Here is a 19,381-nt window from a genome sequence, read left to right as displayed (position 1 = left end):
TTAAGCTCTCTAGCGCCGATGGTAGTTGGGACCTTGTCCCTGTGAGAGTAGGACGTCGCCAAGCAACTAAAAACACAAGTCATTTGACTTGTGTTTTTTTGTATTGTTAAAAAGAACGGGAAAGAAGTAAGGGTGATACAAACACGTTGCCCAAGAGTTAATCATATTATATAAGAGATGGGTGTATATTTTTCTGTAAATTGTTAAGGATTAGAAGTATAAAATAGGTTCACTAAAATAGGGAGGGAAGGCTATGAAATTACAAAGTGAAGTTTGTATTGTTTGTGAGACAAAAAGAAAAGAAGGTATATATGTTTATAATAATTTAATATGCTATGAATGTGAAAAGGATATGGTGAATACAGAGACAGATGATCCGAAATATATACATTATTTAAAGCAGCTTCGAAAATTAGAAGTATCATATTTTTAAATAGGCATATGCCTATTATTTTTTTTGTTCTGTATAATAGATAGAGAATGAATAATAAGGAAGAGATGTAGATGAATCAAAATCGTATGCCTTTATATGAGGCGTTAATAGAGTTTAAAGAAAGAGGGCCGTTATCCTTTCATGTTCCAGGTCATAAGAATGGTTTAAACTTCCCTCAGGAGGCAATAAGAGAGTTTAAAGATATTCTATCTATTGATGTAACTGAGTTAGCAGGACTAGATGATTTGCATAGTCCGTTTGAATGTATAGATGAGGCACAACAATTATTGGCTGAAGTTTATAATACAAAGAGGAGCTATTTTTTAATTAATGGTTCAACAGTCGGGAACTTAGCAATGATTTTGTCTTGTTGTGGGGAACATGATATTGTTCTTGTACAAAGAAATTGCCATAAATCAATTATTAATGCTTTAAAACTTGCGGGAGCAAATCCCATTTTTTTAGATCCATGGATTGATGAAGCTTATAACGTACCGGTGGGAGTTCGTAACGAAATTATTAAGAAAGCAATTGAAAAGTATCCAAATGCGAAAGCACTCATTTTAACGCATCCTAATTATTATGGTATGGGTATGGATCTAGAGGCAAGCATCGCTTTTGCACATGCACATAAAATCCCTGTTTTGGTAGATGAGGCACATGGGGCACATCTGTGCTTGGGAGAACCATTCCCGAAGTCAGCATTAACATATGGTGCAGATATTGTAGTTCATTCTGCACATAAAACATTACCCGCAATGACAATGGGTTCCTATTTACATATAAATAGTCACTTAGTAGACGAAGAGAAGGTTACTACTTATTTAAGTATGCTACAATCTAGTAGTCCATCGTATCCAATTATGGCTTCCTTGGATATAGCACGCTTTACAATGGCGCGTATAAAAGAAGAAGGTCACAGTGAAATTGTTGAGTTTTTACGAAGATTTAAGGAACAATTACGTTCTATTCCCCAAATCGCCATTTTAGAATATCCGTTGCAAGATGAGTTAAAGGTCACCGTACAAACTCGTTGTCAGTTATCAGGGTACGAATTACAGTCTGTATTTGAAAAGGTCGGTATATATACAGAGATGGCTGATCCGTACAATGTCCTATTTATTTTACCCTTACAAGTAAATGAGGGATATATGAAGGTTATAGAGATGATCCGAGTAGCATTGCAACATTATGAGGTGAAAGACAAGAGGGAATCTATTCGTTATACTTATAAAGGTGAATTCTCTCTTTTACCGTATACGTATAAACAACTAGACGGATATGAAACAAAGATAGTATCTATAAAAGAGGCTGTTGGAATGATAGCGGCGGAAATGGTGATTCCGTATCCACCTGGAATTCCATTGATTATGTATGGAGAGAGAATTACTTCAGAGCATAAAGAGCAAATTATGTATTTAGAGAGAGCAGGAGCTCGTTTTCAAGGTAATACGAAATATATGAAAGTGTATGATATAGAAAGTAGGTTTTAGGATGAAGGGATTATTTGTAACAATTGAGGGCCCAGAAGGTTCAGGTAAAACAACGTTAATTAAAAGCTTATTGCCATATTTTGAAAAAAAAGCACAAAAGGTAATGGCGACAAGGGAACCAGGCGGTATTGCAATTTCTGAGGACATTAGGACGATTTTACATAAACAAGAATATACGATGATGGAAGCACGTACAGAAGCGCTTCTTTATGCTGCTGCGCGCAGACAACATTTAGTAGAAAAAGTTATGCCAGCACTTAATGAGAACTACCTCGTGTTATGTGATCGTTTTATAGATAGCTCTTTAGCATACCAAGGCTATGCAAGAGGATTGGGTATGGATAAGGTATTTGAAATAAATCGTTTCGCAACAGAGGACTGTATGCCTAGTTTAACAATTTATCTAGACATTGAGCCTGAGGTTGGTTTGGCTCGGATTGAAAAAGATGCAGGACGTGAAGTAAATCGACTAGATATGGAAGATATCTCTTTCCATAAACGTGTGCGCGAAGGGTATTTACAAGTTGTAGAACGTTTCTCGGATCGTATTGTATTGGTAAATGCTGATCAGCCGATGGAAAAACTTATAGAAGAAGTTGTTCAGATTATAGAAGATAAATTGTTATAATAGAAGGAAAGAATGAAATAAGTGAGGTATGCATTATGACGAAGACGTGGGAGCAGCTTTCTGCTATACAACCCATCGGTGTAAAAATGTTGATGAATAGCATTGCAAAAGAGCGTATATCCCACGCTTACTTGTTAGAGGGAGGGAAAGGGACAGGAAAGTTTGCGACAGCAATTCAAATGGCAAAGAGTTTCCTCTGTTCTGAGCGGAATGGGGTAGAGCCCTGCCATGTATGTACAAACTGTAAGCGAATTGATTCAGGTAACCACCCTAACTTACATATTGTAAAACCAGACGGATTATCTATTAAAAAGCAGCAAATTCATGATTTACAAGAAGAGTTTTCAAAAACAGGATTAGAGGCAAATAAAAAATTATATATTATTGAGCACGCAGATCGTATGACAGCAAATGCGGCAAATACACTTTTGAAATTTTTAGAAGAACCAAGTAGTGATACAACTGCTATTTTACTTACTGAACAAAGTCATCAAATTTTAAATACGATTTTATCTCGTTGCCAAGTTGTTACGTTTAGACCGTTACCTACGGAATCTTTAATTAGAAGATTACAGGATGAAGGGATTACAGCATCTTTATCGACACTTGCTGCTCAACTTACAAATAGTTTTGATGAAGCTTTAGCTTTATGTAGTGATGAATGGTTTGCACAAGCACGAGCTTTAGTGATAAAATTATGTGAAGCGCTCGAAAAAGATAAAACCTCTATTTTTTTTGTACAAGAAAAATGGGGAAAACACTTTGGAGAGAAAGAACAATTACAGCAAGGTTTAGATATGTTACTCCTTATTTATAAGGATTTATTATATGTTCAACTTGGAGAAGAAGATCGTCTTGTTTTTCATGATCAGAAAGAGATGTTTGAATCGTTTTCCTATGCTCAGAAGCGCATTGTATCAGCTCTCTTTAATATATTAGAGGCAAAAAATAGAATCAACGCTAATGTAAATGCGCAGCTTGTGTTCGAACAGTTAGTGTTGCGGTTGCAGGAGGGATGACCGTTTTGTATGATGTAGTAGGTGTTCGCTTTAAGAAGGCCGGAAAGGTATATTACTTTGATCCAAACCAGTTCGATATCTCTGAAAATGAGTTTGTCATTGTAGAAACGGTAAGAGGTATTGAATACGGAAAAGTAGTTATTACCAAAAAACAAGTTGATGAAAACGACGTTGTATTACCGCTAAAAAAGGTTATTCGTATTGCAAATGAAAATGATCGTACCATTGTTGAAGAGAACAAACATGCTGCCAAAGAAGCATATCAAGTCTGTCAACAAAAGGTAGTAGAGCATAATCTTGATATGAAACTTGTAGATGTAGAGTATACATTCGATCGTAATAAGATTATTTTCTATTTTACTGCGGATGGTCGGATCGATTTCCGCGAACTAGTGAAGGACTTAGCCGCAATTTTTAGAACAAGAATTGAACTAAGACAAATTGGTGTTCGTGATGAAGCGAAGATGCTAGGTGGTATTGGTCCATGTGGTCGTATGCTTTGTTGTTCTACTTTTTTAGGGGATTTTGAACCTGTATCCATTAAAATGGCAAAGGATCAAAATTTATCATTAAATCCTGCAAAAATCTCTGGTTTATGTGGTCGCTTAATGTGTTGCTTAAAATATGAGAATGATGAATATGAGGCAGCAAAGGAACAACTTCCTGATTTAGATCAACGTATACAAACCCCGCATGGTACTGGCCGTGTTATCGGATTAAATATTTTAGAAAGATTAATTCAAGTGGAACTAGTAGACAAGGAACGGATAGTAGAATATACGTTAGATGAGTTAGTGAATAAAGGGGTCGTTTCGAGTCAAACCACAGATTAATGAGGTGGGTGCTTGTGGAGAAAAAAGATATTTTTGAATCGGTTTCTAGTATGGAAGAGCAAATTGGACATTTATATAAACAGTTGGGAGAGTTAAAACAGCATCTTGCAGAGTTGTTGGAAGAAAACCAGCATATAAAAATGGAAAATAACAATTTGCGACACCGTTTTGAAGAAGTGCAGAATAAAGAAAAACAAAAAACTCAAAAACGTAAAGAAGTGAAGCCGAAAACAGATATTGGTGAAGGCTATGACAATTTAGCGAGACTGTATCAAGAAGGTTTTCATATTTGCAATCTACATTATGGAAGTGTACGTAAAGAGGGAGATTGTTTATTCTGTCTGTCATTCTTAAATAAAAAGTGAAATTACCTTTCCAATTATAATTGGAAAGGTAATTTTTTATACATGAAATAGGGTAGGTTAAGGGTAAGAAAAGGAGCAGTATATGAATTTATATGAAGATGAACGTTTAGATTACTTATTAGCACAAGACATGAAGATTATACAAAGCCCATCAGTATTTAATTTTTCTTTAGATGCCGTTTTACTTGCAGATTTTGCATGGGTACCAATTCAAAAGGGGAATTTACTTGATTTGTGTACAGGTAACGCGGTTGTTCCCCTTCTATTAAGTACAAGAACAAAAGGAAATATTACTGGGGTGGAAATTCAAGAACGCTTATATGATATGGGAGTAAGAAGTGTTCAATACAATGGGTTGGAGGAAAGAATTCACCTCATACATGGAGATTTGAAAGATATGCCAGAGAAACTTGGGCGTCATCAATATGATGTTGTTACATGTAATCCACCATATTTTCAAACACCTCAAACTTCAGAGAAAAATATGAATGAACATTTAGCGATAGCTCGTCATGAAATTATGTGTACATTAGAAGATGTTGTATCTGTAAGTAGTCAGTTAGTAAAACAAGGTGGGAAAGTAGCGTTTGTACATCGTCCAGGGCGATTACTAGACATTGTCACATTAATGCGTAAATATAAAATTGAACCAAAGCGCGTGCAATTTGTTTATCCTAAGGTTGGAAAAGAAGCAAATACATTGTTAATTGAAGGAATTAAGGATGGAAATGCAGATTTGAAAATTTTACCGCCTCTCGTTGTATATGAGAACAATAACGAATATACAAAGGAGCTACGTTCGATTTTATATGGAGAAGAATAAGCACTTTTTTTATGTGGTAGAGTGCTCTGATGGAAGTTATTATGCTGGATATACAAACCATATAGAAAAGAGAATTCAGACTCATAATAGCGGCAAAGGGGCTAAGTATACACGCGTCAGGCTTCCTGTTGTTTTAAAATATGTAGAGACCCACGATGATAAGCGTACAGCTATGCAAGCGGAGTATTACTTTAAGCAATTAACGAGAAAACAAAAAGAGGCATATATGCAAAAAGGAGAACGCTATGTGGCAACAAAAAAGCTTTCAACAAAATGAAAAGGGAGTTTTATATTTAGTACCAACTCCTATTGGAAATCTAGAAGATATGACATTTCGTGCAATCCGAATTTTAAAAGAAGTTGATTTAATTGCTGCTGAAGATACGAGACAAACGAAAAAACTTTGTAATTATTTTGAAATTGAAACACCTGTTACGAGTTATCATGAGCACAATAAAGAAGTAAGTGGGAAGAAACTATTAGAGAAATTAGAGGATGGAAAGAATGTAGCACTTGTTAGCGACGCTGGTATGCCGTGTATTTCTGATCCAGGTTACGATATTGTCGTTGAGGCAGTAGCTGAGCAATATCATGTAATTCCGCTTCCTGGAGCAAATGCAGCCCTTACAGCATTAATTGCATCCGGTCTTGAAACAAAGCAGTTTTATTTCTATGGTTTCTTGCAGAGAAACAAAAAGGAACGAAAGATGGAGTTAGAAAAGCTTCGTTATGTACAAACTACAATGATGTTTTATGAAGCGCCTCATCGTTTAGACGATACTTTAATTTCGATGCAGGAAGTGTTGGGAAATAGAGAGATTGTATTATGTCGAGAGTTAACTAAAAAATTTGAGGAATTTATTCGAGGGACAATCGAAGAAGCAATTGAGTGGACGAAGCAAAATGAAGTACGTGGTGAGTTTTGTATTTTAGTAGCTGGTTCAACAGAAGAACCTGCTCCAGAAGAACAATGGTGGGAATCTCTTTCGGTATATGATCATATTGAATATTATATAAATGAAAAAAGTATGAATTCAAAAGAAGCGATTAAAACAGTCGCTAAAGATCGAGATTTGTCGAAAAGAGATGTATATCAAATCTATCATGTCGATAAAAAATAAGCTTCTCATAATTGAGAAGCTTATTTTGCTGTTTCGATATAATCTTGAAGTTCGTTTAAGATTTGCTCAGCGCCTTCTTTGCTTAAGATGATTTTACCTTCAGCTAAAGAAAGGTTACCGTCAGATACTTCACCAGTTACTTGGCAAGTCATGTTTGGTTTATATTTCTTTAAGATGATTTTTTCGTCATCAACATAGATTTCAAGAGCGTCCTTTTCTGCAATACCTAAAGTACGGCGTAATTCGATTGGAATTACTACACGACCTAATTCATCAACTTTACGAACAATACCAGTAGATTTCATAATTTTTTTCCTCCTAAATAAATAGTTTATAAGTTTCGAGTCTATTTTTAGATTCGTCATTTTTCGACAAAATACCCTATGGACATATGATACCAATCATTTACATTTCCGTCAATTCTTAAATTCTATATTTTTTAAAAAGATTTATAGATTTCTTATTTCTTATATATAATAGATTGAGAGGAAATTCCACAATTATTTACATTATTTTCTGAAAAAATAATAAATTAAAAGTGGAGATTGTATATTTTTGTGAAATATGAGCAATAGATGATAAAGATATCGAGCATTAAGACCTAAATTTAAAATTAGGTTGGCGTAAAGAAGATAAGTTAGATTTGGGCTGCTCGTAAAGCCCAATTAATGTGGGCTAATAATTAGTGGGGAGGAACAAAAACCCTACTGATTAAAGTTTCACTTTATATATGAGTTTTTGATATACTGTTTATAAATACATATGAGGTTATTCGGGAGGTCCAAAACAATGACAGAGGAAAATAAGTCCTTTTATATTACTACCCCAATTTATTATCCAAGTGGAAAATTACACATTGGACATGCTTATACGACAGTAGCAGGAGATGCGATGGCACGATATAAGCGTATGCAAGGTTATAATGTGCATTATTTAACAGGAACTGATGAGCATGGACAGAAGATCCAAAAGAAAGCAGAAGAGTTAAATATTACGCCACAGGCATATGTTGATAACATTGTTGCAGGAATTAAAGAGCTTTGGGAGAAGATGGATATTTCTTATGATGATTTTATTCGTACAACTGAAGATCGTCATAAAGATGTTGTCGAAAAAATCTTTAAGCAATTAGTAGATCAAGGTGACATTTATCTTGATGAATATGAAGGTTGGTATTCTGTACAAGATGAGACGTTCTATACAGAGCATCAATTAGTAGATCCAATTATGGAAGGCGACAAAGTAGTTGGAGGAAAAAGCCCAGATAGTGGTCATGATGTAGAACTTGTTCGTGAAGAATCTTATTTCTTTAGAATGGGTAAATATGTCGACAGACTATTAAAGTTCTATGAAGATAATCCACATTTCATTCAGCCGGAGTCTCGTAAAAATGAAATGATTAATAATTTTATTAAACCAGGATTAGAAGATTTAGCGGTTTCTCGTACTTCATTTGACTGGGGAGTTCGTGTTCCTGGTAACCCAAAACATGTTATTTACGTATGGGTTGACGCATTATCTAATTATATTACGGCGTTAGGTTATGGAACAGCAAATGAAGAGAAATATAAAAAATTCTGGCCTGCAGATGTGCATTTAGTTGGGAAAGAAATTGTTCGTTTCCATACAATTTATTGGCCGATAATTTTAATGGCATTAGATTTACCTCTTCCGAAGAAAGTCTTTGCTCATGGCTGGATTTTGATGAAGGATGGAAAGATGAGTAAGTCAAAAGGAAACGTAGTAGATCCAGTTACATTAATCGATCGTTACGGATTAGATGCATTACGTTATTACCTACTTCGTGAAGTTCCATTTGGATCTGATGGTGTATTCACACCAGAAGGATTTGTGGAGCGTATTAATTTCGACTTAGCAAATGACTTAGGTAATTTATTAAATCGTACAGTAGCTATGATTGATAAGTATTTTAACGGAGAAATCCCTGCATTTAAAGAAAATGTGACGGAATTTGATGAAACGTTAGTAGCGTTTGCACAAGATACTTTGAAAAAAGTAGAAGAAGCAATGGAGAATATGGAGTTCTCTGTAGCGTTAGGATCTATTTGGCAACTAGTTAGTCGTACGAATAAATATATTGATGAAACACAACCATGGGTATTAGCAAAAGATGAGAATGATCGTGAAAAGTTAGCTTCTGTAATGGCTCATTTAGCAGAAGTACTTCGTCAAACAGGTATTATGCTTATGCCATTCTTAACAGTAGCACCAAGCAAGATGTTTGCTCAGCTTGGCCTTACTGATGAAGCTCATAAATCTTGGGAAAGTCTATCTACAATTGGCTGCATTCCAGCTAGAACAAAAGTAGAAAAAGGAAACCCAATTTTCCCTCGTTTAGAAATGGAAGTGGAAGTAGAGTACATTAAAGAACAAATGAAAAGCTCTGCTCCTAAAGTAGAAGAGAAAATAGAAGAAGAACCGAAGGCAGAAGAAATTACAATTGATGATTTCTTTAAAGTAGAATTACGCGTAGCTGAAGTACTATCTGCTGAACCTGTGAAAAAAGCAGACAAGTTGTTAAAAATTCAACTAGACTTAGGCACAGAAAAGCGTCAAGTTGTTTCTGGAATTGCAAAATTCTATTCGCCGGAAGACTTAAAAGGTAAAAAGGTTATTTGTGTAACAAACTTAAAACCTGTAAAATTACGCGGTGAATTATCGCAAGGTATGATTTTAGCGGGTGAAGAGAATGGCGTATTGTCATTAGCATCAATTGACCAAAATCTACCAAATGGTACAAAAATCAAGTAATTAAGACAAGAAAAGAGATGTTTCACGTGTAACATGTGTGAAGCGTCTTTTTTCTTTTTACACTCTCTATTTTTGCATTAAGATTGTAGTATTGTTATCGTTAAGTTATTAAAAAACTTATTTTTGTAGAATAAACTTGATTTCAATATAAAAGGAGTTATGTATTATGTTGTTTGATACACATTCACATTTGAATGCAGAGCAATTCGAAGAAGATTTGCAAGAGGTTATTGCCCGAATGAAAGAAGCGGGAGTTACTTATACAGTTGTTGTTGGTTTTGATGAAGTAACGATAAAAAAGGCGATGGAATTAGCTGAAGCCTATGATTTTATTTACGCTGCGGTTGGCTGGCATCCAGTTGATGCAATCGACATGACAGAAGAACATTTAGCTTGGTTAGAAGAACTTGCTTCTCATCCTAAAGTCGTTGCACTTGGAGAAATGGGCTTAGATTATCACTGGGATAAGTCTCCAAAAGAAATACAGAAAGAAGTATTTCGTAAACAAATTGCATTAGCGAAAAAAGTAAATTTGCCGATTATTATACATAACCGCGATGCAACTCAAGATATTGTCGATATTCTAGAAGAAGAGAATGCAGCTGAAGTAGGAGGCATTATGCATTGCTTTAGCGGTAGCGTAGAAGTAGCAGAGCGATGTGTTGATATGAACTTTTTAATTTCGTTAGGTGGACCAGTTACATTTAAAAACGCTAAGAAACCGAAAGAAGTTGCTACGGAGATTCCATTAGAGAAATTGTTAATAGAGACGGATTGTCCCTATTTAACGCCGCATCCATTTCGCGGGAAACGAAATGAACCGAGTTATGTAAAACTCGTAGCAGAAGAAATTGCGAATTTAAAAGGAATTTCTTATGAGGAAGTAGCAGAAATGACAACTAAAAATGCAAAAGTTTTATTTGGTGTTGAATAAAAAGAACGGGGGAAACCTGTTCTTTTTTATTTTGAGAAAAACTAGTAGAAGTAATGAAGAAAATAAATGTGAATGATGAAGTGTTACAATAAGGACAGGGAACAAAGATTTTTCTATTCTATTTTTTAAAATATAAGAATGGGGAAAATAATAATGGAAAAGTCGTCATTTTTTTGTTTTACTAAGTAGAGACGAAATGAGTGTGGAGGCAAGCATGAAAATAAAAGAGATTATCGTTGTAGAAGGTAAAGATGATACAGTTGCGATTAAGCGTGCTGTTGATGCGGATACAATTGAAACGAACGGTTCAGCAATCGGTGATCATGTTATTGAGCAAGTTAAATTAGCGCAGCAAAAAAGGGGCGTTATTATTTTCACAGATCCGGATTATCCTGGAGAGCGTATTCGAAAAATTATTTCTGACAAGGTTCCTGGCTGTAAGCATGCTTTTTTACCGAAGGAAGAAGCGCTTGCTAAAAGGAAAAAGGGTGTTGGGATTGAACATGCTTCTAATGAGTCGATTCGCCGTGCTCTAGAGAATATACATGAAGAAATGGAAGCTTACACAAGTGAAATTAGTTGGAGTGATTTAGTCGATGCAGGCTTAGTGGGCGGAGAAATGGCAAAGAGCCGCAGAGAAAGAATGGGTAAGCTATTAAAGATTGGTTATACAAATGCAAAACAGTTACATAAACGATTACAGATGTTTCAAGTTTCAAAGGAATCATTTGCAGAAGCTTATAAGCAAGTAATACAGGAGGAAAAAAAATGAAGGATATCGCAACGCCAAATCGTACAAAAGACATTGTTGAAAAGTATGGATTTTCATTCAAAAAAAGTTTAGGACAAAACTTTTTAATTGATACAAATGTATTAAATCGTATTGTCGATCATGCAGAAATTGGTTCAGAAAGTGGTGCAATTGAAATTGGACCAGGTATTGGTGCATTAACAGAGCAATTAGCGAAGCGTGCTAAAAAAGTAGTGGCTTTTGAAATTGATCAAAGACTATTACCAATTTTAGATGAGACGTTAGCGCCATATGGTAATGTTACAGTTATTAATAAAGACGTACTAAAAGCAGATGTACATGAAGTATTTAATGAGCAATTTGAAGAAGGGCAAGATGTAATGGTAGTAGCTAACTTACCGTACTATATTACAACGCCAATTTTATTTAAATTGCTTGAAGAAAAGTTACCAGTTCGTGGATTTGTTGTTATGATGCAAAAAGAAGTTGGAGATCGTTTAGCTGCTAAACCTGGAACGAAAGAGTATGGTTCTTTATCGATTGCCATTCAGTACTATACAGAGGTTGAAACAGTTATGACTGTACCGCGTACAGTGTTTGTACCACAGCCAAACGTTGATTCTGCAATTATCCGCCTTCTAAAGCGTCCTAAACCGGTTGTAGAGGTGACAGATGAAACGTTTTTCTTTGAAGTAGTACGAGCAAGTTTCGCACAGCGCCGTAAAACTTTAATGAATAATTTATCAAATAATTTAAATGGTTTCCCGAAAGATAAGGAGTTATTGGATCGAATTTTAACAGAAGTAGGAATTGATCCAAAGCGAAGAGGCGAAACGCTATCTATTGAAGAGTTTGCAACATTAAGTAATGCATTAGTTCTTCATAAATTATCATAAGAATATGAAAGGGACAGTTCAAGTTGAACTGTCCCTTTTGTCACCTTTCGCTCTCTAAATTCATACTTTAAAAACAGGTAAGATGGCCTAATGAGTTTGGAGGTAGGAGAATGGTTTTACATGTTGGAGAATTAGTGGAACGATATTCTCATAAGAGGGATATTCTTTTTCGTATTATAGAAATAAAAGGCGAGATAGCTATATTGTTTGGAGAGGAAATTAGACTGGTGGCGGATGCGCCACTTGAAGATTTAATTAGTATAGATCAAAGAGAACATAAAAAAAGGGTGAAGCGTGAGAAAGAAACAATGGAGCGCACGTATCGTTTGTTTCAACAAGATTATGTACTGATGAAACAAAGGCATGAACATACTTCAACTGGTGGATACACAAGTGAGGTAAATTATTTTCAAATGCCGGGACGTGTATTGCATATAGATGGAGACCCTTTATATTTGCGCAAGTGCTTAGATTTATATAATAAAATTGGCGTTCCTGTTCAAGGTATTCATTGTAAAGAAACGGAGATGCATGAAAAAGTAGTAGACTTAATAGATCACTTTCGCCCAGACATTCTCGTTATTACAGGGCATGATGCATATACAAAATCAAAAGGAGTGAAGGGAGATTTAGCGGCATATAGGCATTCAAGGCATTTTGTACAGGCTGTTCGTGAAGTGCGAAAAAAATATCCATCATTGGATCAACTTGTTATTTTTGCTGGGGCATGTCAATCACATTTTGAGGCACTAATTCGTGCAGGGGCCAATTTCGCTAGTTCACCATCTAGAATTAATATTCATGCACTAGATCCTGTATATGTAGTTGGTAAAATTAGTTTTACTTCATTTATGGAGAGAGTCAATGTATGGGATGTCGTACGTAATACAATTACTGGTGAAAAGGGACTAGGTGGAATTGAAACGAGAGGGATTTTACGAACGGGATTACCTTTTCAACATTACGAAGAGTAAGCAGGGTACATATGTATCTTGCTTTTTTGTATGGAAGGATTTAAATGAATTTGGATAAAAAGAGGTAAGAACGTAAAGACTACGTAATGATACTTTTACAATATAGTATTTCTTCTATCTATTCAAACGCAGGATGATATTAGCTGTGAATCGCGGTTAATAATTAGGATAGATATATCGTGCTTTAAGTGTTCAATCTAAATTACAGCGAGGTGTAGCGAAGTATATGTCAAAACGTTTAGATGAAATTAAAAGCGAATTAGATCACCATCTTGGACAGCGACTTATGTTAAAAGCAAATAGTGGAAGAAGAAAAACTGTGGAGCAATCAGGTGTACTAGCAGAAACATACCGCTCCGTTTTTGTTGTACAATTGGATCAACAAGAAGATGCGTTGCAACGTGTATCTTATAGTTATGCAGATGTTTTAACAGAGACAGTAGAGTTAACATTTTATGGAGACCCTCATAATGAGGTCATTTTATAATCCATATATCATTACATATATTCCCATAAATGAAAAGCTATATTATTTTGCATACTAACTATACCGTAGCAAAATAAGGAGGGACTCTGCATTGAGTAGACGAAGAGGTGTCATGTCAAACCAATTTAAAGAAGAGCTAGCAAAAGAGCTTGGCTTTTATGATGTTGTTCAGAAAGAAGGATGGGGCGGAATTCGTGCGAAAGATGCTGGTAACATGGTGAAACGTGCTATAGAAATTGCAGAACAGCAATTAATGAAACGAAACCAGTAGTTGTAAGATACTTTCTGTGCTACGGTAGCCGAGGAGACATTCCTCGGCTTTTTGTACTCTAAAAGGTGCCATCATTTTACATAAGTAGTTTCATTCTGAATGCTTTTCGTTATAATTAGGGAAGTGTCATCGTCTTACTATAAATTTATGGTAAAATAAACGATAAAAGATTGAGTACATAGAGTGGGTGAATAGATTGAAGCTACTAGTGAAAGCACCAGCAAAGATTAATCTGTCGTTAGATGTACTGGGAAAAAGACAAGACGGATATCATGAAGTGAAAATGATTATGACAACCATTGATTTAGCAGATCGTCTAGAACTAACGGAATTAGCAGAAGACCGTATTGAAATTTTATCCCATAATCGGTATGTCCCAGACGACCAACGAAATTTAGCTTATCAGGCAGCGAAATTATTAAAAGAGAAGTTTAATGTAAAAAAAGGTGTATCTATTACTATTGAAAAAACGATTCCAGTAGCAGCTGGATTAGCAGGTGGAAGTAGTGATGCAGCAGCGACATTACGTGGTCTTAATAAATTATGGAATTTAGGGCTTGCAATTGATGAGTTAGCAGAGCTTGGTGCAGAAATTGGATCAGATGTATCGTTCTGTGTATACGGAGGCACAGCAATTGCCACTGGAAGAGGAGAGAAAATTGAGCATATAAAGACTCCGCCTTCTTGTTGGGTTATTTTAGCGAAACCACATATAGGTGTATCTACTGCTGATGTGTATGGAAATTTAAAGTTAAATCGAGTTACACATCCAAATGTAGATAAAATGGTTGATGTCATAAATTCTGGTGATTATAAAGGAATTTGTGATACTGTTGGTAACGTTTTAGAAGATGTAACATTTGGAATGCATCCTGAAGTTGCCCGTATTAAATCACAGATGAAGCGATTTGGAGCGGATGCTGTATTAATGAGTGGAAGTGGTCCAACTGTATTTGGACTTGTACACCATGATTCACGAATGCATCGCATTTATAACGGATTAAAAGGATTTTGTGAACAAGTCTATGCGGTACGTTTATTAGGAGAGCGAGAAACGCTTGAATAAAGACGTATAATACGTTATGATTTGTTTAGAATATTCGTGATTTGAGGTGAGAGTATGAAAATTAGAAGAAGTACAAGATTAGTCGATATGACTTATTACTTGCTACAAAACCCTCGTCAGCTAGTATCTCTCACTTTTTTTGCTGAAAGGTATCAATCGGCTAAGTCTTCCATTAGTGAAGATTTAGTTATTATTAAGCAAACGTTTGAACAACAAGGGGTCGGCACATTGCAAACGATACCAGGAGCAGCAGGAGGAGTGAAATATATACCGTATATAAGTGAAGAAGAGGCAGATCTAATTATTGATGAGCTTTGTGGCTTATTTGAAAACCCAGATCGTATTTTGCCTGGCGGTTACTTATACATGACAGATTTATTGAGTAATCCTCGCCATATTAATGGCGCAGGTCGTTTGTTTGCTTCTGTTTTTGCTAGGCAACCAATTGATGCAGTTATGACGGTGGCAACGAAGGGGATTCCACTTGCTTATGCAGTGGCAAATTACTTAGATGTACCAGTTGTAATTGCAAGGAAAGATAATAAGGTAACAGAAGGTCCGACTGTTAGTATTAACTATGTGTCGGGTTCTTCTAAACGAATTCAAACAATGACGTTAGCAAAACGCAGTCTTCCAGAAGGGTCGAATGTTTTAATTATTGATGACTTCATGAAAGCTGGCGGAACAATTCAAGGTATGATGAGTATGCTAGAAGAATTCAAGGCTAATGTTGTTGGTATTGGTGTATTAGTAGAATCCACAGATATTGAAGAACGACTAATTAATAATTTTGTATCATTAATTCGTCTATCGGAAGTTGATGTGAAAGAAAAAACGATTCAAGTGGAAAAAGGGAATTATTCTCTTGCACCATTTGATGAAGGGCTTGTAGAGGCGGAATAAAAGATAGAGCAGATAGCTCTATCTTTTTTATTTTATTTATAGATTATAAAATAGATGGACAAGCTGCCTTTCGTACACTATTTTTAAAGAGTAAAATAAATAATAAAAGGGTGAAAAGTATGAAAGTTGTTCAAACAAGCAAGGCACCACAAGCAATTGGATCTTATTCACAGGGGATTATTGTAAATAACATGTTCTATAGCTCAGGACAAATTCCATTGATGGCAAATGGGGAGCTTGTAACAGGAGATGTAACAGTACAAACAGAACAGGTATTTCAAAATTTACAAGCGGTATTAGAGGAAGCAGGTGCTTCATTTGATACAGTCGTAAAAACAACAGTATTTTTAAAGGACATGGATGATTTTAATGCTGTGAATGAAGTGTATAGCTCTTATTTCTCTACTCATAAACCAGCTCGATCTTGTGTGCAAGTAGCAAAATTACCGAAAGATGTTTCCGTTGAAATTGAAGTAATCGCCCTAGTTAAGTAACCTTTTGTAAGCGATAACCTCCACTAATCTCTATATTCAACTACTTTAAAAATTTTTATCTTAAAAATTTTTAAAAAATTAAAGGGAAAATAGAAAATTTGTGGAATTTATACAAATATATCGCTTATTTAGAAAAGGGTGGTGAACACAAGATGGAAGTGACTGACGTAAGATTACGCCGCGTAAACACAGAAGGCCGCATGAGAGCAATTGCCTCTATTACTCTAGACCATGAATTTGTTGTTCATGATATTCGTGTAATTGATGGTAATAATGGATTATTTGTAGCAATGCCAAGTAAACGTACTCCAGATGGAGAGTTCCGTGACATTGCACATCCAATTAATTCTGGTACACGCTCTAAAATTCAAGATGCGGTTTTAACAGAGTATCATCGTTTAGGCGAGTTAGAAGAGGTTGAGTTTGAAGAAGCAGGTGCTTCGTAAAATTCGAATGAAAAGGGCTTTTGACAAAAAGCCTTATAATTTTGTAGCAAACTCCTGTAAGCATTTACAGGGGTTTGTTTTTTTTGCTTTATATTTGGAAACTGTATAATTTATTAACATAAAAAGAAGAAACTACTAATTTTTTCAAAATCATTTTAAATAGTATAGCTTATTTCTTAAAAAAGATACTAAAGAGTAAAACATCTTATAAGAATTATGGTAAAATTTAATAGTTAAAATGTGTTTCTTGAAATATATGATGATTTAGGATAATATCTTTAATGGATAAATAGGTTGCGATGGAGGGTCTATATGTCAAACAGATTTGCAGTGATTCTAGCTGCAGGTAAAGGCACACGTATGAAGTCTAAGCTATACAAAGTGCTGCATCCTGTATGTGGAAAACCTATGGTACAACACGTAGTCGATCAAGTATCTCAATTAGGATTGCAGAAACTTGTAACGGTTGTTGGACATGGTGCTGAAATGGTACAAGAACAGCTAGGGAACGTAAGTGAATTTGCATTACAAGCAGAACAACTTGGTACAGCACATGCTGTAGATCAAGCTGCAAGTGTACTTGCAAATGAAGAAGGAACAACTTTAGTTATTTGTGGTGATACGCCTCTAATAACTGCTGAAACAATGGAAGCATTACTTCAGCAACATAAAGAAGCAGGAGCAATGGCGACGGTGCTAACAGCATACATAGAAGAGCCTGCTGGATATGGCCGTATTGTTCGTAATGAGAATGGTCATGTTGAAAAGATTGTTGAGCATAAAGATGCAAATGAGAAAGAATTAGCTATTAAAGAAATCAATACAGGTACGTATTGTTTTGATAATAAGGCTTTATTTGCTTCACTTTCTAAAGTTTCAAATGATAACGTGCAAGGTGAATATTACCTTCCAGATGTTATTGAGATTTTAAAAAATGAAGGTCATATCGTATCAGCTTATCAAACAGAGCAGTTCGATGAAACGTTAGGTGTTAACGACAGAGTCGCTCTATCGCAAGCGGAAATTATTATGAAAAACCGTATCAACCGAAAGAACATGGTAAATGGTGTTACAATTATTGATCCAAGTAACACTTATATTTCTGCTGATGCAATTATCGGTAGCGATACAGTTCTTCATCCAGGAACAATTATTGAGGGGAACACTGTAATTGGTTCTGATTGTGAAATTGGACCGCATACAGTAATTCGCGATAGTGAAATTGGAGATCGTACGACAATTCGACAATCTACTGTACATGATAGTAAGCTTGGTACAGAAGTATCGGTTGGTCCATTTGCACATATTCGCCCAGATTCAGTTATTGGAGACGAAGTACGCGTTGGAAACTTCGTGGAAATCAAAAAAACTGTCTTTGGTAATAGAAGTAAAGCTTCACACTTGAGTTATATCGGGGATGCACAAGTTGGAGAAGACGTGAATCTTGGTTGTGGTTCAATTACGGTGAACTATGACGGTAAGAATAAATTCAAAACTGTGATTGGTAATGGGGTATTTATTGGATGTAATTCAAACCTTGTTGCTCCAGTAACAGTTGAAGATGGTGCTTATGTGGCGGCAGGCTCTACAATTACAGAGAATGTTCCATCAAAAGCATTATCGGTAGCACGTGCACGTCAAGTTAACAAAGAAGACTATGTTGATCAATTGCTGAATAAGAAAAAATCATAATAATGTGGAGGGTTAATCTAGATGTCGACTCAATATCTAAATTCTAATTTGAAAGTATTCTCTTTAAACTCTAATAAGGAACTTGCTGAGCAGATTGCAAAGCATATTGGAGTAGGACTAGGAAAATGTTCTGTTGATCGTTTTAGTGATGGAGAAGTTCAAATTAACATTGAAGAAAGTATCCGTGGTTGCGATGTATTCATTATTCAATCTACAAGCTTCCCAGTAAACGAACATATCATGGAATTACTTATTATGATCGATGCATTAAAACGTGCATCTGCGAAAACAATTAATATTGTTATTCCTTACTATGGTTATGCGCGTCAAGACCGTAAAGCGCGTTCTCGTGAACCAATTACATCGAAACTTGTAGCAAACTTGCTTGAAACAGCAGGTGCAACTCGTGTAATCACTCTAGATTTACATGCTCCACAAATTCAAGGGTTCTTTGATATCCCAATCGACCACTTAATGGGTGTACCGATTCTTTCTGATTACTTTGAAACAAAAGGTCTTAAAGATATCGTAATCGTGTCTCCTGATCATGGTGGTGTAACTCGTGCGAGAAAAATGGCAGATCGTCTAAAAGCGCCAATCGCTATTATTGATAAGCGTCGTCCTCGCCCGAACGTTTCAGAGGTAATGAACATTATCGGTAATATTGAAGGCAAAACAGCGATTTTAATTGATGACATCATTGATACAGCTGGTACAATTACATTAGCAGCAAACGCTCTTGTTGAGAACGGTGCTTCTGAAGTATATGCTTGCTGTACACACCCAGTATTATCTGGTCCAGCAATTGAGCGTATTCAAAATTCAAACATTAAAGAGTTAGTTGTAACGAACTCTATCGTATTACCAGAAGAGAAGAAAATCGACAAAGTACATGAACTTTCAGTTGCTCCATTAATCGGAGAAGCAATCATTCGTGTATACGAAGAAGAATCTGTGAGTGTATTATTCAATTAATTGGA

At 35.6% G+C, this 19,381-nt stretch carries 23 protein-coding genes; 22 read left to right on the top strand and 1 reads right to left on the bottom strand.

The features are described from left to right. The first annotated feature begins 253 nt into the window (after nt 1-253). From QO049_RS26280 to rsmI, 9 genes are all read left to right on the top strand, one after another. Nucleotides 254-433: a sigma factor G inhibitor Gin gene (locus QO049_RS26280; protein WP_000776279.1), complete on the top strand. Its 180-nt coding sequence runs from the start codon at nt 254-256 to the stop codon at nt 431-433. 71 nt (nt 434-504) lie between these two features. Further along, complete coding sequence (locus QO049_RS26275) at nt 505-1,926, top strand: aminotransferase class I/II-fold pyridoxal phosphate-dependent enzyme (protein WP_001075297.1); 1,422 nt, start codon at nt 505-507, stop codon at nt 1,924-1,926. Between the two features lies 1 nt (nt 1,927). Beyond that, nucleotides 1,928-2,554 carry a dTMP kinase gene (gene tmk, locus QO049_RS26270; RefSeq protein WP_000677214.1) on the top strand — a complete coding sequence of 209 codons (627 nt, stop codon included), beginning with the start codon at nt 1,928-1,930 and terminating at the stop codon, nt 2,552-2,554. A 35-nt stretch (nt 2,555-2,589) separates the two neighbouring features. Further along, complete coding sequence (holB, locus tag QO049_RS26265) at nt 2,590-3,573, top strand: DNA polymerase III subunit delta' (protein ID WP_000169563.1); 984 nt, start codon at nt 2,590-2,592, stop codon at nt 3,571-3,573. A 5-nt stretch (nt 3,574-3,578) separates the two neighbouring features. Beyond that, nucleotides 3,579-4,406: a PSP1 domain-containing protein gene (locus QO049_RS26260; protein WP_000272429.1), complete on the top strand. Its 828-nt coding sequence runs from the start codon at nt 3,579-3,581 to the stop codon at nt 4,404-4,406. A gap of 14 nt (nt 4,407-4,420) precedes the next feature. Further along, complete coding sequence (yabA, locus tag QO049_RS26255; RefSeq protein ID WP_000412063.1) at nt 4,421-4,771, top strand: DNA replication initiation control protein YabA; 351 nt, start codon at nt 4,421-4,423, stop codon at nt 4,769-4,771. 82 nt (nt 4,772-4,853) lie between these two features. After that, nucleotides 4,854-5,594, top strand: a complete 741-nt coding sequence (locus QO049_RS26250; protein WP_001055367.1) for a tRNA1(Val) (adenine(37)-N6)-methyltransferase — start codon at nt 4,854-4,856, stop codon at nt 5,592-5,594. Beyond that, nucleotides 5,581-5,871 carry a GIY-YIG nuclease family protein gene (locus tag QO049_RS26245; protein ID WP_000414350.1) on the top strand — a complete coding sequence of 97 codons (291 nt, stop codon included), beginning with the start codon at nt 5,581-5,583 and terminating at the stop codon, nt 5,869-5,871. The genes QO049_RS26250 and QO049_RS26245 overlap by 14 nt, the downstream gene beginning before the upstream one ends. Beyond that, a complete protein-coding gene (rsmI, locus tag QO049_RS26240; RefSeq protein WP_000267821.1) occupies nt 5,840-6,715 on the top strand; it encodes a 16S rRNA (cytidine(1402)-2'-O)-methyltransferase in 876 nt (291 codons plus the stop codon). Before QO049_RS26245 ends, rsmI begins: the two co-directional genes overlap by 32 nt. 20 nt (nt 6,716-6,735) lie before the next feature. Here the strand turns inward: rsmI and QO049_RS26235 are convergent, their stop codons facing one another. Continuing rightward, complete coding sequence (locus QO049_RS26235; protein ID WP_000843036.1) at nt 6,736-7,020, bottom strand: AbrB/MazE/SpoVT family DNA-binding domain-containing protein; 285 nt, start codon at nt 7,018-7,020, stop codon at nt 6,736-6,738. 484 nt (nt 7,021-7,504) lie between these two features. Between QO049_RS26235 and metG the strand changes: the two genes are divergently transcribed. From metG to QO049_RS26170, 13 genes are all read left to right on the top strand, one after another. Continuing rightward, nucleotides 7,505-9,487, top strand: coding sequence for a methionine--tRNA ligase (gene metG / locus QO049_RS26230; RefSeq protein ID WP_246961713.1), 1,983 nt, complete (start codon nt 7,505-7,507; stop codon nt 9,485-9,487). Nucleotides 9,488-9,653: 166 nt separating this feature from the next. Then, nucleotides 9,654-10,421 (top strand): TatD family hydrolase, encoded by a 768-nt coding sequence (locus QO049_RS26225; protein ID WP_000895843.1) that lies wholly within the window; start codon nt 9,654-9,656, stop codon nt 10,419-10,421. A gap of 214 nt (nt 10,422-10,635) precedes the next feature. Next, the gene (rnmV, locus tag QO049_RS26220) at nt 10,636-11,193 is read left to right on the top strand and encodes a ribonuclease M5 (RefSeq protein ID WP_000692835.1); all 558 of its coding nucleotides are present in this window, start codon (nt 10,636-10,638) and stop codon (nt 11,191-11,193) included. Then, on the top strand, nt 11,190-12,068 hold the full coding sequence (gene rsmA / locus QO049_RS26215) for a 16S rRNA (adenine(1518)-N(6)/adenine(1519)-N(6))-dimethyltransferase RsmA (protein ID WP_000651548.1): 879 nt from the start codon (nt 11,190-11,192) through the stop codon (nt 12,066-12,068). Before rnmV ends, rsmA begins: the two co-directional genes overlap by 4 nt. A 110-nt stretch (nt 12,069-12,178) precedes the next feature. Then, nucleotides 12,179-13,042 (top strand): sporulation peptidase YabG, encoded by an 864-nt coding sequence (yabG, locus tag QO049_RS26210; RefSeq protein ID WP_000242868.1) that lies wholly within the window; start codon nt 12,179-12,181, stop codon nt 13,040-13,042. A gap of 226 nt (nt 13,043-13,268) precedes the next feature. Continuing rightward, entirely contained in the window at nt 13,269-13,529 is a 261-nt protein-coding gene (gene veg / locus QO049_RS26205; protein WP_000044347.1) for a biofilm formation stimulator Veg, read from the top strand. A 91-nt stretch (nt 13,530-13,620) separates the two neighbouring features. Next, complete coding sequence (sspF, locus tag QO049_RS26200) at nt 13,621-13,800, top strand: acid-soluble spore protein SspF (protein WP_002094215.1); 180 nt, start codon at nt 13,621-13,623, stop codon at nt 13,798-13,800. Nucleotides 13,801-13,996: 196 nt separating this feature from the next. Next, nucleotides 13,997-14,866 (top strand): 4-(cytidine 5'-diphospho)-2-C-methyl-D-erythritol kinase, encoded by an 870-nt coding sequence (gene ispE, locus QO049_RS26195; RefSeq protein ID WP_284489637.1) that lies wholly within the window; start codon nt 13,997-13,999, stop codon nt 14,864-14,866. Between the two features lie 54 nt (nt 14,867-14,920). After that, nucleotides 14,921-15,769, top strand: a complete 849-nt coding sequence (gene purR / locus QO049_RS26190) for a pur operon repressor (RefSeq protein ID WP_000702466.1) — start codon at nt 14,921-14,923, stop codon at nt 15,767-15,769. Between the two features lie 119 nt (nt 15,770-15,888). Beyond that, the gene (locus tag QO049_RS26185) at nt 15,889-16,263 is read left to right on the top strand and encodes a RidA family protein (RefSeq protein WP_053513332.1); all 375 of its coding nucleotides are present in this window, start codon (nt 15,889-15,891) and stop codon (nt 16,261-16,263) included. Nucleotides 16,264-16,415: 152 nt separating this feature from the next. After that, nucleotides 16,416-16,709: a septation regulator SpoVG gene (gene spoVG / locus QO049_RS26180; RefSeq protein ID WP_000454041.1), complete on the top strand. Its 294-nt coding sequence runs from the start codon at nt 16,416-16,418 to the stop codon at nt 16,707-16,709. A 312-nt stretch (nt 16,710-17,021) separates the two neighbouring features. Beyond that, complete coding sequence (glmU, locus tag QO049_RS26175) at nt 17,022-18,401, top strand: bifunctional UDP-N-acetylglucosamine diphosphorylase/glucosamine-1-phosphate N-acetyltransferase GlmU (RefSeq protein WP_000071039.1); 1,380 nt, start codon at nt 17,022-17,024, stop codon at nt 18,399-18,401. Between the two features lie 21 nt (nt 18,402-18,422). Next, nucleotides 18,423-19,376, top strand: coding sequence for a ribose-phosphate diphosphokinase (locus QO049_RS26170; protein ID WP_000107420.1), 954 nt, complete (start codon nt 18,423-18,425; stop codon nt 19,374-19,376). The last annotated feature ends 5 nt before the right edge of the window (nt 19,377-19,381 follow it).

It is taken from the genome of Bacillus sp. RB3 (genome assembly GCF_030164735.1).
Classification (GTDB): domain Bacteria; phylum Bacillota; class Bacilli; order Bacillales; family Bacillaceae_G; genus Bacillus_A; species Bacillus_A cereus.
Note: the sequence above shows the minus strand (reverse complement) of the source record. Positions and strands in the feature narration are given on the sequence as shown.

Excerpts from the sequence above, each read along its gene's own strand:
- QO049_RS26280 (WP_000776279.1), top strand. The coding sequence starts at position 254 with ATGAAATTACAAAGTGAAGTTTGTATTGTTTGTGAGACAAAAAGAAAA.
- QO049_RS26275 (WP_001075297.1), top strand. The coding sequence starts at position 505 with ATGAATCAAAATCGTATGCCTTTATATGAGGCGTTAATAGAGTTTAAA.
- tmk (WP_000677214.1), top strand. The coding sequence starts at position 1,928 with ATGAAGGGATTATTTGTAACAATTGAGGGCCCAGAAGGTTCAGGTAAA.
- holB (WP_000169563.1), top strand. The coding sequence starts at position 2,590 with ATGACGAAGACGTGGGAGCAGCTTTCTGCTATACAACCCATCGGTGTA.
- QO049_RS26250 (WP_001055367.1), top strand. The coding sequence starts at position 4,854 with ATGAATTTATATGAAGATGAACGTTTAGATTACTTATTAGCACAAGAC.
- QO049_RS26245 (WP_000414350.1), top strand. The coding sequence starts at position 5,581 with ATGGAGAAGAATAAGCACTTTTTTTATGTGGTAGAGTGCTCTGATGGA.
- rsmI (WP_000267821.1), top strand. The coding sequence starts at position 5,840 with ATGTGGCAACAAAAAAGCTTTCAACAAAATGAAAAGGGAGTTTTATAT.
- QO049_RS26235 (WP_000843036.1), bottom strand. The coding sequence starts at position 7,020 with ATGAAATCTACTGGTATTGTTCGTAAAGTTGATGAATTAGGTCGTGTA.
- metG (WP_246961713.1), top strand. The coding sequence starts at position 7,505 with ATGACAGAGGAAAATAAGTCCTTTTATATTACTACCCCAATTTATTAT.
- QO049_RS26225 (WP_000895843.1), top strand. The coding sequence starts at position 9,654 with ATGTTGTTTGATACACATTCACATTTGAATGCAGAGCAATTCGAAGAA.
- rnmV (WP_000692835.1), top strand. The coding sequence starts at position 10,636 with ATGAAAATAAAAGAGATTATCGTTGTAGAAGGTAAAGATGATACAGTT.
- rsmA (WP_000651548.1), top strand. The coding sequence starts at position 11,190 with ATGAAGGATATCGCAACGCCAAATCGTACAAAAGACATTGTTGAAAAG.
- yabG (WP_000242868.1), top strand. The coding sequence starts at position 12,179 with ATGGTTTTACATGTTGGAGAATTAGTGGAACGATATTCTCATAAGAGG.
- veg (WP_000044347.1), top strand. The coding sequence starts at position 13,269 with ATGTCAAAACGTTTAGATGAAATTAAAAGCGAATTAGATCACCATCTT.
- purR (WP_000702466.1), top strand. The coding sequence starts at position 14,921 with ATGAAAATTAGAAGAAGTACAAGATTAGTCGATATGACTTATTACTTG.
- QO049_RS26185 (WP_053513332.1), top strand. The coding sequence starts at position 15,889 with ATGAAAGTTGTTCAAACAAGCAAGGCACCACAAGCAATTGGATCTTAT.
- spoVG (WP_000454041.1), top strand. The coding sequence starts at position 16,416 with ATGGAAGTGACTGACGTAAGATTACGCCGCGTAAACACAGAAGGCCGC.
- glmU (WP_000071039.1), top strand. The coding sequence starts at position 17,022 with ATGTCAAACAGATTTGCAGTGATTCTAGCTGCAGGTAAAGGCACACGT.
- QO049_RS26170 (WP_000107420.1), top strand. The coding sequence starts at position 18,423 with ATGTCGACTCAATATCTAAATTCTAATTTGAAAGTATTCTCTTTAAAC.